15 protein-coding genes and 1 pseudogene are annotated in these 14,468 nt (G+C 69.2%); 8 read left to right on the forward strand and 8 right to left on the reverse strand.

Features of this window, described 5'->3' with window-relative positions; genetic code table 11:
* Nucleotides 1–29: 29 nt before the first annotated feature.
* From AX669_RS03270 to hisC, 4 genes are all read right to left on the reverse strand, one after another.
* Nucleotides 30–1,496 carry a dihydrolipoamide acetyltransferase family protein gene (locus AX669_RS03270; RefSeq protein WP_062256559.1) on the reverse strand — a complete coding sequence of 489 codons (1,467 nt, stop codon included), beginning with the start codon at nt 1,494–1,496 and terminating at the stop codon, nt 30–32.
* A 14-nt stretch (nt 1,497–1,510) separates the two neighbouring features.
* Complete coding sequence (locus AX669_RS03275; RefSeq protein WP_082740533.1) at nt 1,511–2,551, reverse strand: alpha-ketoacid dehydrogenase subunit beta; 1,041 nt, start codon at nt 2,549–2,551, stop codon at nt 1,511–1,513.
* Nucleotides 2,548–3,765, reverse strand: coding sequence for a thiamine pyrophosphate-dependent dehydrogenase E1 component subunit alpha (locus AX669_RS03280; RefSeq protein WP_311200781.1), 1,218 nt, complete (start codon nt 3,763–3,765; stop codon nt 2,548–2,550). The genes AX669_RS03275 and AX669_RS03280 overlap by 4 nt, the downstream gene beginning before the upstream one ends.
* Nucleotides 3,766–4,016: 251 nt before the next feature.
* On the reverse strand, nt 4,017–5,123 hold the full coding sequence (gene hisC, locus AX669_RS03285) for a histidinol-phosphate transaminase (protein WP_038566667.1): 1,107 nt from the start codon (nt 5,121–5,123) through the stop codon (nt 4,017–4,019).
* A 100-nt stretch (nt 5,124–5,223) separates the two neighbouring features.
* On the opposite strand from hisC, the gene AX669_RS03290 reads away from it, so the two are divergent.
* Together AX669_RS03290 and AX669_RS03295 are read left to right on the forward strand one after the other, a co-directional pair.
* Nucleotides 5,224–6,279: an esterase family protein gene (locus AX669_RS03290; protein ID WP_062256561.1), complete on the forward strand. Its 1,056-nt coding sequence runs from the start codon at nt 5,224–5,226 to the stop codon at nt 6,277–6,279.
* 68 nt (nt 6,280–6,347) lie between these two features.
* A complete protein-coding gene (locus AX669_RS03295) occupies nt 6,348–6,752 on the forward strand; it encodes a phage holin family protein (protein WP_062256563.1) in 405 nt (134 codons plus the stop codon).
* Nucleotides 6,753–6,755: 3 nt separating this feature from the next.
* On the opposite strand, the gene AX669_RS03300 is transcribed toward AX669_RS03295, so the two are convergent.
* Nucleotides 6,756–7,358, reverse strand: a complete 603-nt coding sequence (locus AX669_RS03300; protein WP_369815054.1) for an NUDIX domain-containing protein — start codon at nt 7,356–7,358, stop codon at nt 6,756–6,758.
* On the opposite strand from AX669_RS03300, the pseudogene AX669_RS14160 reads away from it, so the two are divergent.
* Nucleotides 7,318–7,410 (forward strand): annotated as a pseudogene (locus AX669_RS14160) (hypothetical protein); the annotation flags it as partial. The gene AX669_RS03300 and the pseudogene AX669_RS14160 overlap by 41 nt on opposite strands.
* A gap of 56 nt (nt 7,411–7,466) precedes the next feature.
* Here the strand turns inward: AX669_RS14160 and AX669_RS03305 are convergent.
* Nucleotides 7,467–8,042 carry a DivIVA domain-containing protein gene (locus AX669_RS03305; protein ID WP_062256565.1) on the reverse strand — a complete coding sequence of 192 codons (576 nt, stop codon included), beginning with the start codon at nt 8,040–8,042 and terminating at the stop codon, nt 7,467–7,469.
* Nucleotides 8,043–8,168: 126 nt separating this feature from the next.
* On the opposite strand from AX669_RS03305, the gene AX669_RS03310 reads away from it, so the two are divergent.
* Complete coding sequence (locus tag AX669_RS03310; protein ID WP_038566657.1) at nt 8,169–8,390, forward strand: hypothetical protein; 222 nt, start codon at nt 8,169–8,171, stop codon at nt 8,388–8,390.
* On the opposite strand, the gene AX669_RS03315 is transcribed toward AX669_RS03310, so the two are convergent.
* Nucleotides 8,380–9,345, reverse strand: a complete 966-nt coding sequence (locus AX669_RS03315; protein ID WP_062256567.1) for an NADPH:quinone oxidoreductase family protein — start codon at nt 9,343–9,345, stop codon at nt 8,380–8,382. The genes AX669_RS03310 and AX669_RS03315 overlap by 11 nt on opposite strands.
* A 2-nt stretch (nt 9,346–9,347) precedes the next feature.
* Nucleotides 9,348–10,061: a TetR/AcrR family transcriptional regulator gene (locus AX669_RS03320; RefSeq protein WP_074039683.1), complete on the reverse strand. Its 714-nt coding sequence runs from the start codon at nt 10,059–10,061 to the stop codon at nt 9,348–9,350.
* 40 nt (nt 10,062–10,101) lie between these two features.
* Between AX669_RS03320 and AX669_RS03325 the strand changes: the two genes are divergently transcribed.
* The 4 genes from AX669_RS03325 to galE all read left to right on the forward strand — a co-directional run bounded on the left by AX669_RS03325 (nt 10,102) and on the right by galE (nt 14,418).
* Nucleotides 10,102–11,379, forward strand: coding sequence for an acyl-CoA dehydrogenase family protein (locus tag AX669_RS03325; protein ID WP_062256569.1), 1,278 nt, complete (start codon nt 10,102–10,104; stop codon nt 11,377–11,379).
* Nucleotides 11,376–12,548, forward strand: a complete 1,173-nt coding sequence (locus AX669_RS03330; protein WP_062256571.1) for a phosphotransferase family protein — start codon at nt 11,376–11,378, stop codon at nt 12,546–12,548. Before AX669_RS03325 ends, AX669_RS03330 begins: the two co-directional genes overlap by 4 nt.
* Nucleotides 12,545–13,273 (forward strand): histidine phosphatase family protein, encoded by a 729-nt coding sequence (locus tag AX669_RS03335; protein ID WP_074039785.1) that lies wholly within the window; start codon nt 12,545–12,547, stop codon nt 13,271–13,273. The genes AX669_RS03330 and AX669_RS03335 overlap by 4 nt, the downstream gene beginning before the upstream one ends.
* 125 nt (nt 13,274–13,398) lie before the next feature.
* A complete protein-coding gene (gene galE / locus AX669_RS03340; protein WP_006947110.1) occupies nt 13,399–14,418 on the forward strand; it encodes a UDP-glucose 4-epimerase GalE in 1,020 nt (339 codons plus the stop codon).
* Nucleotides 14,419–14,468: the final 50 nt, after the last annotated feature.

Genomic DNA, 14,468 nt, shown 5'->3' on the forward strand with positions numbered 1-14,468 from the left:
GACTCAGCCGGCCGAACGAGGGAGCGAAATCAGCCCCAGAGCATCGCCTTCGCGGGGTTCTCGAGGATCTGGCCGACGGTCGACAGATACCGCGAACCGACGTCGCCGTCGATGATGCGGTGGTCGAAGCTCAAGGACAGCTGCGCGATCTGGCGGATCACCATCTCCTGCTCGCCGCGCTCGTTCTCGACGACCCACGGCATCGGACGCACCGTGCCGATGGCGAGGATGCCGCTCTCACCGGGCTTGATGATCGGCGTGCCCGAATCGACGCCGAAGACACCGATGTTCGAGATCGTGAACGTGCCGCCGTTGAGGATGGCCGGGCTCGGCTTGCCGTGGCGTGCGATCTCGACGAGCTTCGCGATCTCACGCCCCAGGTCGCCGAGGCCGAAGCGGCCGGCGTCCTTGACGTTCGGCACGAGCAGCCCACGGTCGGTGGCCGCGGCGATGCCGAGGTTCACCTCGGAACGAATGACGATCTCGCCGTTCGCGTCGTCCCACAGTGCGTTCATCATCGGCTCACGCTGCATCGCGATGAGGCACGCCTTCGCGACGACGAGCAGCGGCGTCACCTTGATGTCCTTGAGCTCGCGCATGCCCTGCAGTTCGCGGACGAACTCCATCGTGCGCGTCATGTCGACGGTGAGGAACTCCGTGACGTGCGGCGCCGTGAACGCGCTGCTCACCATGGCCTGCGCCGTCACCTTGCGCACGCCCTTGATCGGGATGCGCTCGTCGCTCAGACCGGCCGGGGCCGGAGCGGCAGCCGTCGGCTTGTCGGGGCGCACCGACGGGGCACTGGCCGCAGCCTTCGCGACGGTGTCCGCACTCGGCGCTGGTGGGGCGCTCGACGCGACGCTCGGCGTCGACATCGCCGCGGGCGCGTTTGAACCCCCGGCCTTCTTCACGTCGTCCCGAGTGACGACGCCGTCGTCGTGCGAGGGTTCGACAGTATCGATGTCGACGCCCTGCTGCTTCGCGAACCCGCGCGTCGCGGGGGCGGCGAGCGTGCCGCCACCCGACGCGCCGCCACCGGCTCCACGGCCGCGACGAGCGCGGCGCGTCGAGCTCGACGGCGTCGGGCCGTAGCCGACGAGCGTCTTCTGCTGCGGCTCGTCATCCGACTCGCCGGTCTCGGCGGGCGCGACGTCGGCCGCCGTCTGCATCTCGGCCGCGACCTCGCCACCGTCAGCAGCTCCGGAAACGTCATTGGCGGCACCGGCAGCGCCACCGTCCGCAGGTGCTGTATCGCCGCCGACGTCGATCGTGACGATCGGCGTGCCGACCTCGACCGTCTCGCCCTCGGGTACGAGGATCGATGCGACCCTCCCGGCCCACGGGATGGGCAGTTCGACGAGCGACTTCGCCGTCTCGATCTCGAGGACGACCTGGTTGACGTCGACGGTGTCGCCTGCGGCGACGTGCCACGTCACGATCTCGGCCTCGACGAGCCCTTCACCGGGGTCGGGCAGGGTGAACTCTTGAATGGCCATGTTCGGCGGTACTCCTAGAAGCTGAAGGACGCGTCGACGGCGTCGAGGATGCGGTCGAGCCCGGGCAGGTATTCGCGCTCGTGGCGGCTCGGCGGGTAGGGGATGTCATAGCCGGTGACGCGTTGCACGGGCGCTTCGAGCGAATAGAAGCAGCGCTCCTGCAGGAGCGCTGCCAGCTCGGCGCCCACGCCGTACGAGCGTGCGGCCTCGTGCACGATGACGGCGCGGCCCGTCTTGCGCACGGACTCGCAGATCGTCTCCTCGTCGATCGGCGACAGCGTGCGCAGGTCGATGACCTCGAGCGAGCGACCATCCGCCTCGGCGGCCGCGGCGACGTCGAGACACGTGCGCACCATCGGGCCGTACGCGAGCAGCGTCAGGTCGGCGCCCTCGCGCAGCACCTCGGCCTCGAAGAGGCCGCGAGCGGGGCCGGCGGCGAGGTCGAGCTGGTCGGGGCTGGGCTCGTGGTAGCGGCGCTTGGGCTCGAAGAAGATGACCGGGTCGTCGCAGTCGATCGCCTGACGCATCATCCAGTACGCGTCGACGGGGCGCGAGCAGACCACGACGCGCAGGCCGGCGGTGTGCGCGAAGTACGCCTCGTTCGACTCGCTGTGGTGCTCGACGGCGCCGATGCCGCCGCCGAACGGGATGCGGATGACCATGGGCAGCTTGACGGCGCCCTCGGTGCGGTTGTGCACCTTGGAGACCTGGCTGACGATCTGGTCGAACGCCGGGTACACGAACCCGTCGAACTGGATCTCGACGATCGGGCGGTACCCGCGCATCGCGAGGCCGACGGCCGAGCCGACGATGCCGGATTCGGCCAGCGGCGGGTCGATGACGCGCTCGCCGAACTCCTTCTTCAACCCGTCGGTCAGGCGGAAGACGCCGCCGAGCTCGCCGACGTCCTCACCGATGACGACGACCTTGTCGTCGGCCGCCATCGCGTCGTGCATCGCCGCGTTGAGCGCCTTGGCAAGGGAGAGCTTCGGGGCCTTCTTGGGTTTCGCGGCCTTCTCGGCGCCGGGGGCCGTGCTCGTGGTAGCGCCGCTCATGCTGCATCGTCCTCGAAGGAGGCGAGGTAGGCCGCGAACTCGTCGCGCTGAGCGGTGAGCTGGTCGTCCATGACCGTGTAGGCGTGGTCGAACATCGCCGTCATCTCCGGGTCGGGCATCTCGAGGCACGAGCGGCGCCACTCGGCGGCGAGCTCCTTCGCCTCGGCGTCGACGTCGTCGAAGAACGCCGCGTCGGCGTGGTTCTCGAGCTCGAGCAGCGAACGCAGGCGCGCGATCGGATCCTTTGCCTTCCACGCCTCGACGTGCGCCGAGTCGCGGTAGCGCGACGGGTCGTCGGACGTCGTGTGCGCGCCCATGCGGTAGGTGAACGCCTCGACGAGCGTCGGGCCGAGCCCGCTGCGCGCGTTGTCGAGGCTGCGACGGGTGACGGCGTACGTCGCGAGGACGTCGTTGCCGTCGGTGCGCACGCCGGGGAAGCCGAAGCCGTCAGCGCGCTTGTAGGGCGGGATGATGAACTGACGCGTGTTCGGCTCGCTGATCGCCCAGCCGTTGTTCTGGATGAAGAAGACCATCGGCGAGTGGTTGACGGCCGCGTAGACCATCGCCTCGTTGAAGTCGCCCTGGCTCGTGCCGCCGTCGCCGGTGAATGCCATGACGGCCGCGTCGACGTTCACGTCCCCCGTGCCGACGACACCGTCGAGGCGCAGGCCCATGGCATAGCCGACGGCGTTGAGCATCTGGTTGCCGATGACGATCGTCGAGGTGTTGAAGTTGTGCTTGCGCGGGTCGTGGCCGCCGTGCGTGACGCCGCGGTAGAGCGCGAAGACCTGGCTCGGCTGGATGCCGCGGCAGAACGCGACGCCGTGCTCGCGGTAGCCGGGGAAGCCGTAGTCCTGCTCGCGCAGCGCGTGGCCGGCGGCGACCTGGGCGGCCTCCTGGCCGAGCAGCTGCGGCCACAGGCCGAGCTCGCCCTGGCGCTGCAGGCTGTAGCCCTCGATGTCGAATCGGCGCACCAGCACCATGTCGCGGTACATCGCGCGCACCTCTTCGGCCGTGATGGCCTTGAGCGCTTCCATGTAGGGCTCATTGACGCTCGTCATCGGCGAGCGGGTGCCGTTGGGTGCGATGAGCTGCACCATGTCGGGGCCGCCGTCGGTGATGTCCGGCTTGCCGTCGAGGGCATGACCGGCCACGTGCGTCACCCCATCGAGGTGCGCTGCGTGATTGGTGCGCGAAGCGTCGGGAATCGTCATCGTTTCCTCCTTGCGCGACGTCGCCCTGAGTGCGGGGCGCGAGGCGTTCGGGGGTGACGTCACGGAGTGCGGGACGCCACCACAGGGCTTGTGACGCAGGTCACGCCACCTAGGAGACGCTACCTGGCTACCGACGAGTAATTCGCATCCGAACGACGGTTTCTTCGGCCAGGTTCACAGTCGTATCGAGGCGCGAAACCCCCGTCTCACGATGTGATCGGCATCACTCGAATCTAGCCCGCAGAGACGACTCACCCCGCGTAGAAGCGCGTCACGACGTCGATGAGACGGTCGTTGGCCTCGACCTCGGCGATCGTGCAGCGCACGCCGTCACCGTCGAAGGGGCGCACGACGAGTCCGTTCTCGTCCGCGAAGGCGGCGAACTCGAGTGCCCGCTCGCCGAGCGGCAGCCACACGAAGTTGGCCTGCGTGTCGGGGATGTCGACGCCCGCCTCGCCCAGGGCGTCGACGACGCGTCGACGCTCAGCGACGAGGGAGACGACGCGCTCCTGCAGTTCGTCGAACGCTGCGATGCTGGCGATGGCGGCCTTCTGCGCCATGTCACTCACGCCGAACGGGGTGGCCGCCTTGCGCAGCGCCGTCGTGATGCGCGGGCGCGCCAACGCGTAACCGACGCGCAGCCCCGCGAGGCCGTAGGCCTTGGAGAAGGTCCGCAGGACGACGACGTTGGGAAACTCGCGGTAGATGGCGAGCGCGTCCGGCGCATCGTCCGCGACGACGAACTCGAGGTAAGCCTCGTCGAGCACGACGAGCAGATCCTCCGGCAGCGACCGCAGGAACGCGCGCAACTCGTCAGCACGCACGCTCGGGCCCGTCGGATTGTTGGGTGTGCAGACGATGAGCAGCCGCGTGCGATCGGTGACGGCAGCCGCCATCGCATCGAGGTCGTGCCGCGCGTCGGCGTCGAGCGGCACCTGCACCGAGCGCGCCCCCGCGAGCGCGACGACGATCGGGTACGCCTCGAACGAGCGCCACGCGTAGACGACCTCGTCGCCCGGCTCGCACGTGATCTGGATGAGGGAGGCGAGGACGCCCACCGAGCCCGTGCCGAAGCTCACCTCGTCGGCGCTCACACCCACCCGCTGCGCCAGGGCGTGCGTCAGCTCCGACGACGCCATGTCCGGGTAACGGTTCATCGTCGTCGCGGCCTCGCGCACGATGTCGAGCACGGACGGCAGCGGCGGGTACGGGTTCTCGTTGCTGGAGATCTTGAACACACTCGTGACGCCGCGCTCGGAATCCTCCGCGGCCATGGCCGCCGGCCTGCCCGGCTTGTATCCCGGCACGGAGTCGAGGGTGGTGCGCAGACGGACGGGGGTCTCCAGCGATTCGCTCATGCTCCCAGCCTAGGCCGCGCGAGGTTTCCAGATGCTCCTCATCGTTCCCCCAGCAAGGGCACCTTTAATGACGCCGAGAATCAGATCAGGGGAGGCCACCTTGTCCATCACCAGCCCGTCGCTGCTCACCCTCGTGGTGATCGGCGCCGTCATCGTGCCACTGGCGCTCGTCCTGGTGCGCCAGCGCACGAAGGCGACGTGGCAGCGCGCCGTCGGCAGTTGGGTGGCGGTCGTCGTCGCCCAGGGCCTCGCCGTCGCCTCCCTCGGGCTGTACGTCAACCGTCAGTACGGTTTCTACTCGAGCTGGGACGACGCGCTCGGCAAGACGGACAACGGCGCGGCCGCCATCGCCGCCGGTGGTGTCGACGCCAGCTCCGCGGGCAGCGGCCGCTTCGAGTCGTTCCCCATCACCACACCGGGCGGTGGCACCGCGCAGAGCGTCGCCTGGTTGCCGCCGGGCTACCACGACAAGACGAACGCCAACAAGCGTTACCCCGTCCTCGTCGTGCTGCCTGGTTACGCCAACACCGTCGGCTCCACCGTCGAGAACCTCAACTTCGGTCAGACGGCTAGCGCTCTCGTCGAGAAGGGGACGACCGCCCCGTTCGTCGCCGTGTTCGCGCCCTACCAGACGGTGCAGGGACGCGACACCGAGTGCACCAACATCACGCACGGCCCCCAGGAACTGACGTTCCTGACGCGGACGGTGCCCAACGCCATCCGTTCGCACCTGCGAGTCGCCAAGGAGTCGAAGCAGTGGTCGGCGCTGGGCTGGAGCACCGGCGGGTACTGCGCGGCCAAGGCGCTCTACACCCGTTCCGGTTCACCATGGGGCTCGGCAGTCTCGATGGGTGGGTACTTCGAATCGATGACGGACGGAACGACGGGCGACCTCTACCGCTCGAAGAGTGAGCGCGACCTCAACTCCCCGTCCTACCTCTACCGCCTCTACCAGATGCCCACGACGCGCATGCTCCTCGTCGCTAGCCGTGAGGACAAGGCGACCTGGACCACCTCGAAGCGCATGGCCGACCTGGCCAAGGCCGATCCGCACGTGTCGGCGATGTGGATCGCGCACGGCGGGCACAACTACAACACATACGTCCCCCACCTGGGCGAGATGATCCAGTGGGCGTTCACCCAACCGCAGACCTGAGGCCGGCCGTCAGCGAGCGCGCCGCTCAGATCGAGGAAACATTCAGCCCTACGGGGCAGAGTGGGTTCATGCGCACACTCGTCAAGGTCGCCATCAACGCGGCCGCCATCTGGGTGGCCGCCGCCCTGCTCGAGGGCATGACGCTCGCGGACGGGTTCACGACGAACTCGACGAAGCTGGTCACGGCACTCGTCGTCGGCGCACTCTTCGGCGTCGTCAACGCGCTCGCGCGGCCCCTCGCGAAGCTGCTCGGGCTGCCGTTCCTCATCCTGACGCTCGGGTTGTTCATCTTCGTCATCAACGCGGCGATGCTCATGCTGACGTCGTGGCTCGCGGGTCAGCTCGGCGTCGCGTTCCACATCGACCGCTTCTGGCCGACCGCTGTCGTCGGAGCCGCCATCGTGTCGGTCGTGTCATGGATCCTCGGGCTCATCATCGACCCGGACGACGAGCGCAGCGACTACCGCGTCTGAGGCTCAGGCCCAGCCCGGCTCGTCACCGTTCTCGAGGTAGACACCGCTCTCGCCGTTCTCGATCGCCGTGACGGCGCGCCGGATCACCTTGGCGGTGTAGGCCGCGACGTGGTCGTCGAGTTCGTCGAGGCCGACGAAGTGGATGCCGGCGATCTCCTTGCGCTGCAGCGCGAATTCGCCTGCCGGACGGTCGAGTTCGACGTCGAACAGGTAGAGCATCGCGTCGTCCCAGCCGCGCCACGGCGGCAGCCACGACACGACACGCAGACCTGTGATCGTCGCCGTCGCGCCGAGTTCCTCCGCGATCTCCCGCACGAGGGCGTGCGCCGGTGACTCGTGCGGGTCGACGACACCGCCGGGCAGATCCCAGAACTTCTTGTACGACAACTGACACAGCATGACCCGACCCTCGGCGTCACGCACGAGCCCCTGTGTGATGGTGCGCGTGCGCGGCAGCTTGCGGTTGAGGTAGACCGCCGCCTTCGAGACAGTGTTCTCGTCGGGCAGGCCCTCGGCGTCGACCTCGGCGCGCGTCGCACGACGCAACTCGTCGACCCCTGCAGGTGTGCCGCTCTGCGCGGCGTCGTCGACCGGCGAGCTCGTCACGGGGGCCGACTTCTCATCGCCTGAGTTCTCGAGGGCGCGGTTCTCGGGAGCCTGGTTCTCAGGGGCCCGGCTGTCGTGGGCGGGCTTGTCGGGATCGGTCATCGCTCGTCATCCCTCCGGTCGCAGGTGGGCGATCTCGTCGAGGAAGTCGTCGACTTCTTTCGGGTCGTATCCGCGCCGCAAGCCCGACGACGCGAAACGCGCCTGCGCCGGGTCGGGCAGCTCGACGCCGCGGCGCATCGCGACGACGACGGAGTCGAGGTAGTCGTCGACGTCGCTCTCGTCGTAGCTCGTCGCCGTGCGCCGCAGCAACGTGAAGTGCTTGTCGCGCACGCGATCCATCTGCTGCGAACTCCAGCGCGGCGCGCCGTCACGCGCACCCGCGAAGGCCGCCAGTTCGACTTCCTGAGCGCGACGTGCCACGTCCTGCGGATCCTCGATCGGCGTGGTGCGTCGCCACACCGACAGCACGGTGCGCAGACCGTCGACCTGCCCGAGGTTCAGCCCGCCGCGCGCGGTGCGCCGCAGCACCATCGCATCGAGGTCGGGCAGCGGCTTGCCGGCTCTCATCGCGATGACGGCGCGACGGCGCAGGCGCTCGACGTCCTCACGTTCGTACCCGATGGTGCTCGGCGCGAAACGCGCTCCTTCGACGCAGGCGATCTGCTCGGAACTCCACGACATGCCCCCACCTTTTCACGTCCTCGCAAACCCCGCCCGCCGACGATCCGTGCTTGGCTGAGCCAAGAGCGTGAGTCGCACCCTAAGCGCGATCGGCGCAGGCGACGCGGCTGCTGAGGGGGAGGCCATTTGCCGACGAGCGAGTACGTCACGACCCACGCAGGTTCCGGTGTCATCAACGCCGTCCTGGCCGGAATGCTGGGGCTGCTCGCCGTGACGGTGTTCGTCGTCGGCGCCCTCATCGGCGCCACCGGCCTGCTCGTGCGCCGGGCCTGCAGAGCGGATCCCGAGCAGAACGAGGCGAGTGCGCCCGGCTCGGCACCGGGCGGCACCCGAACCGTCACAGCGTGAGGACGAGCTTGCCCGTCGCGCGGCGCTCCTCCATCTCGGCGATGGCCTCGCCGGCACGCTCGAGGGGGCGCACCTCGCCGAGTACGGGTGAGAGTTGACCGGAGGCGACGAGCGGCTCGATCGCCTTCCACTGCGCGGGGACGGTCTCGGGGCGCGGCATCCAGAACGCGCCCCACCCGACGCCGACGACATCGACGTTGTTGAGCAGTAGCCGGTTGACCTTCACCTCGGGAATCGCGCCGCCGGTGAACCCGATGACGAGCAAGCGGCCTTCGCCTGCGAGGCTGCGCAGCGAGTCGGTGAAGCGGTCGCCGCCGACCGGGTCGACGACGATGTCGACGCCGCGGCCGTCCGTCAGCTCCATGACGGCGTCCTTGAACCCGTCGGGCGCGATGACGTCGTCCGCGCCGGCCTGGGTGGCGATCGCGCGCTTGTCGTCGCTCGAGGCAACGGCGATCACGCGCGCACCACGCGCCTTGGCGTGCTGGATCGCGGCGATGCCGATGCCGCCGGCCGCACCATGCACGAGCACCGTCTCCCCCTCGGCCAGGCGCCCACGTCGGTCGAGGGCGAACTGCACGGTGAGGTAGTTCATGGGCAGCGCCGCACCCGTCTCGAAGCTGACGTCGTCCGGCAGGTGGAAGACGAACGGCGCTGCGACGCACACCTGCTCGGCCATCCCCCCGAAGCCGGGGAAGGCGACGACACGGTCGCCCACGCTGAACCCCGACCCCTCGGGCGCCTGGGCGACGACGCCCGCCACCTCGGCCCCGAGCGTGAACGGCGGCTCGGGCTTCATCTGGTACAGCCCACGGGTCAGCAACGCGTCGGGGTAACACAACCCGGCGGCGCGCACGTCGATGAGCACCTCGTGCGGCTTCGGCGTGGGGGCGTCGACGTCGTTGATACGGACGGCACCGGGCCCGTCGAGGGTGACGACCTGAACTGCGCGCATGGCTACTCCTTGGTGGGGGTCTGGGAGGTGTGATCGTGAGGGGTGACAGGCTTGGGCACGTCAGGCCCGCAGTCGTGGCGGGGCGCGCCGTCGTCCTGGGGGGAGAAGTGCGACGGCGTGATCGCCACGCCGCTCAACGCGTCGAGCGCCGCCAGCGCATGACGGACGGTGGCGCCGGCGTCGAACTGCTCGCGCACGGCGGGGCGTGTGCCCTGGACGGCAAGATCCTCAACGTACGCGAGCCAGGCGTGGACGACGGCGGGGTGCGGCGTCGTCGAATCGGGTTCTGTGGCAAGCGAATCGAGGACGATGCCGGTGAGGCGCTCCCGCAGCGTGACAGCGACCTCGGCTCCCCCGACGTCGGCGAGGCTGCCCTCGACGAGGGCGCGATAGAGCTCGTGTCGGCGTTCGATCTGAGCGACGAACGCCTCGACCATCGCGGCGAGCGCCGCGCGGCCCGTCACGTCGTCGGGCGGGGTGACGTTGCGCAGGATGCGGCGACCCGCGGCTGCGACGACAGCCTCGTAGTACGCGGTCTTCGACGGGAAATAATGGAAGAGCAACCCGCGCGAGATGCCGGCCTCCTCGGCGACGGCGTCGAGCGCGACGTCCTGGATGGGTCGCTCGGTGAGCATCTTCAGCCCGATGCCGAGCAGCTGACGGCGGCGCTCGTCCTGTGTCAGGCGCTGACGGGGTCTGGAATCTTTCTCGCTCACCCTATTGAGCATTGCTCAACAAAGGGGTTACGGTCAAGACATGGACCTCACCGTTTCGCCCCGCGCGGCCGAGATCGCCGCAGACGTCGACACCTTCGTGCGCGAGAGGATCGAGCCCGCCGAGGCCGAGATCACGCGCGACTACGCCGCGATGCGCGCTCGCGGCGAGAACTCGTTCGTCGTGCACCCGAAGATCGACGAGCTCAAGGCGCAGGCGCGCGAAGCGGGGCTGTGGAACCTGTTCCTGCCCGCCGGCGAGCACGGCGACGAGTGGGCCGCACGCTTCGGCACGCGTGGCGGCAAGGGTTTCTCCAACGTCGATTACGCCGCCATCGCGGAGAAGACGGGCCGCACGGCGCTCGCGCCGCTCATCTTCAACTGCAACGCCCCCGACACCGGCAACATGGAGGTGTTGCTCAAGTACGGCACGCGCGAGCAGCAGGAGGAGTGGCTCGTGCCGCTGCTCGAGGGAAAGATTCGTTCGGCGTTCCTCATGACGGAGCCCGCGGTCGCGAGTTCGGACGCGACGAACATGGCGGCGCGCGCCGAGGTCGACGGCGACGAGATCGTCATCAACGGCCGCAAGTGGTGGAGTTCCGGTGCAGCGCACCCCGACTGCAAGGTATTCGTCTTCATGGGTCTGACCGACCCGGACGCACCGCGTCACGCCCAGCACTCGATGGTTCTCGTGCCGGCCGACGCGCCCGGTGTGACGATCGAGCGTGCGCTGCCCGTCATGGGTCAGCTCGACGAGCCGCTCGGGCACTGCGAGGTGTCGCTCGAGAACGTCCGCGTGCCGGCGTCCAACGTGCTGTCGGGGCCGGGTCAGGCGTTCGCCATCGCGCAGGGACGCCTCGGCCCGGGCCGCATCCATCACTGCATGCGCCTCATCGGGCTCGCCGAGATGGCGCTCGAGCGCGCCTGCCGTCGTGGCACCGAGCGCGTCGCGTTCGGCAAGCCCCTCGTGCAGCTCGGCGGCAACCGCGAGCGCATCGCGAAGGCCCGCATCGACATCGACATGGCGCGTCTGCTCGTGCAGAACGCGGCAGCGAAGCTGGACGCCTACGGCACCGAAGGCGCGCGCGTCGACGTCAGCGCCATCAAGGCCGTCGTGCCGCAGATCGCCTGCGACGTCATCGACTTCGCCATCCAGATGCACGGCGGCGGCGGCATGAGCGACGACTTCCCCCTGACGTCCGCTTATGCGACGGCGCGTTCGCTGCGTCTCGCGGACGGCCCCGACGAGGTGCACCTCGGCATGGTCGCGCGCGCCGAGCTCAAGCCTTACCTGGCCGCCGTGAAGGGTGAGGCCAAGTGAGCCCGGCCCCGGACACTCCTGGCGCTCCCTCGGCCCCCACCGCCCCCACGGCGGCGCCCGTCGACGACGTCGCGACGAACGCCTCCGACGTGCGCAGCGAGGATGCGTTCGACGTCGAACGCGTCGCCGCATGGCTGCGTGAGCACGCGCACCCCGACGCCGACACGAGCGGACTCGACGCGGCGCCGGAGGTCAAGCAGTTCACCGGCGGCGCGAGCAATCTGACGTATCTGCTGCGTTACCCGACCCGTGACCTCATCCTGCGTCGTCCGCCGGCGGGCACGAAGGCGAAGGGCGCGCACGACATGCGCCGTGAGCACGACATCCAACGCGCGCTGGCGCCCGTGTTCCCCGCCGTCGCGCCGATGATCGCGTTCTGCGACGACGCCGGCGTCATCGGCAGCGACTTCTACGTCATGGAGCGCCTCGACGGCATCATCCTGCGCAAGAACATTCCCGCTGAGCTGGGTCTCGGCGAGGCCGAGGTGCGGGCGCTGTGCACCGCCGCGATCGACCAGCTCGTCGCGCTGCACTCGATCGACGTCGCCGGCACCGAGCTGGAACGCTTCGGCAAGGGCGAGGGGTACGTCAAGCGGCAGGTCGACGGATGGTCGGCGCGCTACCGCAAGGCACGTACGCACGGTGTGCGTCACGGCACCGGATCGTTCGAGAAGGTGATGGCCTGGCTCGACGAGCACCAGCCACACGACGTCGGAAACTGCCTGATCCACAACGATTTCCGCTTCGACAACCTCGTCCTCGCGCACGACGACCCGACGCGCGTCATCGGTGTCCTCGACTGGGAGATGGCGACGCTCGGCGACCCGCTCATGGATCTCGGCGGCGCCCTCGCGTACTGGGTGCAGGCCGACGACGACCGCATCATGCGCGGCTCACGCCGTCAGCCCACGCACGCGCCCGGCATGCTCACGCGCGACGAGGTGTGGCAGTACTACGCGCACGCGTCGGGGCGTGCGATCAGCCCCAAGGATCAGCTGTTCTACGAGATCTTCGGCCTGTTCCGACTCGCCGTCATCGCCCAGCAGATCTACTACCGGTATGCGAACGGCCAGACGAGCAACCCCGCGTTCAAGCAGTTTCGCGGCATGGTGATCTACCTCGAATGGCGCTGCCGGCGCCTCATGCGACGCGCGGGACGGCTGTCGTGAGCGTCATCCACCTCGTGCGGCACGGGCAGGCCGGGCCGTCGCGCGCGGCATACGACCAGCTGTCGGAGCTCGGCGAACGTCAGGCACGCCTCGCCGGCGAGGGGTTGGCGGCGCGCGGCGTGACGCCCGACGTCCTCGTCACGGGCACGATGCGGCGTCAGCAACTCACCGGGTCGCGGCTGTGGGAAGCCGCCGGGTGGGAGTCGGACGTCAGCACGGATGCAGGGTGGAACGAGTACGACCACGACGCGATCATCGAGGCGTACAAGCCCGCGTACCGCAACCACGCCGTCATGCGCGCCGACCTCGCGCGTCACCGTCACCCGCGCAAGGCGTTTCAGGAGATGTTCGTCGCGGCCGCGTCGCGTTGGGCGAGTGGCGACTTCGACGACGACTATCCCGAGACGTTCTCGCAGTTCCGCGACCGCGTCGCGCTCGCGCTCGGGCGCGTGACCTCGCGCCTGGAGTCGGGGCGCAGCGCCGTCGTCGTCAGCTCCGGCGGGCCGATCGCGTGGGTCGCCGCGGGGCTGCTGACGGCGCCGTCACCGGCATCGACGCTGCCCGCGGCGTTGCCTGACGGCGCGGTGACGGTGTGGCGGCGCCTCAACGAGGTGACCGTCAACACGGGCGTGACGACGGTGCTTGCCGGGTCGGCGCTCACCGCAGTGAGCCTCAACGACCACGCTCATCTCGGCGGGGATCGTTCGCTCATCACGTATCGGTGAGTGCTCGCCGCGGGGCGCTGGGGATGTCGGCTGCGGCCGCGGCGTCCTTGATGCCCGAGATGCCCTGGGCCGACGCACAGCCGCGTCTCATCGTTCTCGGCGGGTGGGGCGCCTAGGCTGAGGTCATGCGCGTACTCGTTGCCGGTGGTGCCGGCTACATCGGATCCCACACCGTCCTTGCCCTGATCGAGGCGGGGCACGAACCCGTCATCGCCGACAACTTCTCGAACTCGAGCCCGGCCGTGCTGCCGCGCCTGGAGAAGATCGCCGGCCGCTCGATCGACTTGCACGAGATCGACCTGACGGACGCTGCCGCGACGAGTGCCCTCGTCGCCTCGGTGAAGCCGGACGCCGTCATCCACTTCGCGGGGTACAAGGCCGTCGGTGAGAGCGTGGAGAAGCCGCTCATGTACTACACGAACAACCTCGACTCGACGTTCTCGCTGCTGTCGGCGATGACGGCGCACGGCGTCGAGAAGTTCGTGTTCTCGTCGTCGGCGACGGTGTACGGGCCCGACGCGCCGCTGCCGTACAGCGAGACGTACGAGCCGCTGCGCGCGACGAACCCGTACGGCTGGACGAAGGCGATGATCGAGCAGATCGTCACCGACGTCGCCGCTGCGTCGCCCGGTTTCAAGGCCGCGCTGCTGCGTTATTTCAACCCGATCGGCGCGCACTCGTCGGGGCTGATCGGTGAGGATCCGAGCGGCATCCCGAACAACCTCATGCCGTACATCGCGCAGGTCGCCGTCGGGCGCCGCGAGAAGCTCGGGGTCTTCGGCGACGACTACGACACGAAGGACGGCACCGGCGAGCGCGACTACATCCACGTCGTCGATCTCGCGGCGGGGCACGTCGCGGCGCTGGATCATCTTGACGCCATGGACGATTCGGCGCGCGCGTTCAACCTCGGCACGGGTGAGGGCACGAGCGTGTTCGAGTTGCTGCACGCGTTCGAGCGGGCGTGCGGCCGCGAACTGCCCTACGAGGTCGGGCCGCGACGTGCGGGCGACCTGCCGACGACGTTCGCCGACCCCACGCGCGCTCGCGAAGAACTCGGTTGGAAGGCCCAGAAGACCATCGACGACATGTGCACCGACACGTGGCGCTGGCAGTCGGCCAACCCGAACGGCTTCGGGGGCTGAGCCGACGCCGTTCGGAAACCGCATGGCACGGTCTCTCGAGTCCGTGCCCC

Source organism: Dermacoccus sp. CCH2-D9, assembly GCF_001556795.1.
GTDB classification, from domain to species: Bacteria; Actinomycetota; Actinomycetes; order Actinomycetales; family Dermatophilaceae; genus Dermacoccus; species Dermacoccus nishinomiyaensis.

Bases quoted from the DNA above. Each gene is read 5' to 3' on its own strand.
- AX669_RS03305 (WP_062256565.1), bottom strand. From the start codon at position 8,042: ATGTCGTGGAGTTCCGAGCAGATCGCCTGCGTCGAAGGAGCGCGTTTC.
- hisC (WP_038566667.1), bottom strand. From the start codon at position 5,123: ATGAGCGAATCGCTGGAGACCCCCGTCCGTCTGCGCACCACCCTCGAC.
- AX669_RS03325 (WP_062256569.1), top strand. From the start codon at position 10,102: ATGGACCTCACCGTTTCGCCCCGCGCGGCCGAGATCGCCGCAGACGTC.
- AX669_RS03295 (WP_062256563.1), top strand. From the start codon at position 6,348: ATGCGCACACTCGTCAAGGTCGCCATCAACGCGGCCGCCATCTGGGTG.
- AX669_RS03315 (WP_062256567.1), bottom strand. From the start codon at position 9,345: ATGCGCGCAGTTCAGGTCGTCACCCTCGACGGGCCCGGTGCCGTCCGT.
- AX669_RS03280 (WP_311200781.1), bottom strand. From the start codon at position 3,765: ATGACGATTCCCGACGCTTCGCGCACCAATCACGCAGCGCACCTCGAT.
- AX669_RS03275 (WP_082740533.1), bottom strand. From the start codon at position 2,551: ATGAGCGGCGCTACCACGAGCACGGCCCCCGGCGCCGAGAAGGCCGCG.
- AX669_RS03270 (WP_062256559.1), bottom strand. From the start codon at position 1,496: ATGGCCATTCAAGAGTTCACCCTGCCCGACCCCGGTGAAGGGCTCGTC.
- galE (WP_006947110.1), top strand. From the start codon at position 13,399: ATGCGCGTACTCGTTGCCGGTGGTGCCGGCTACATCGGATCCCACACC.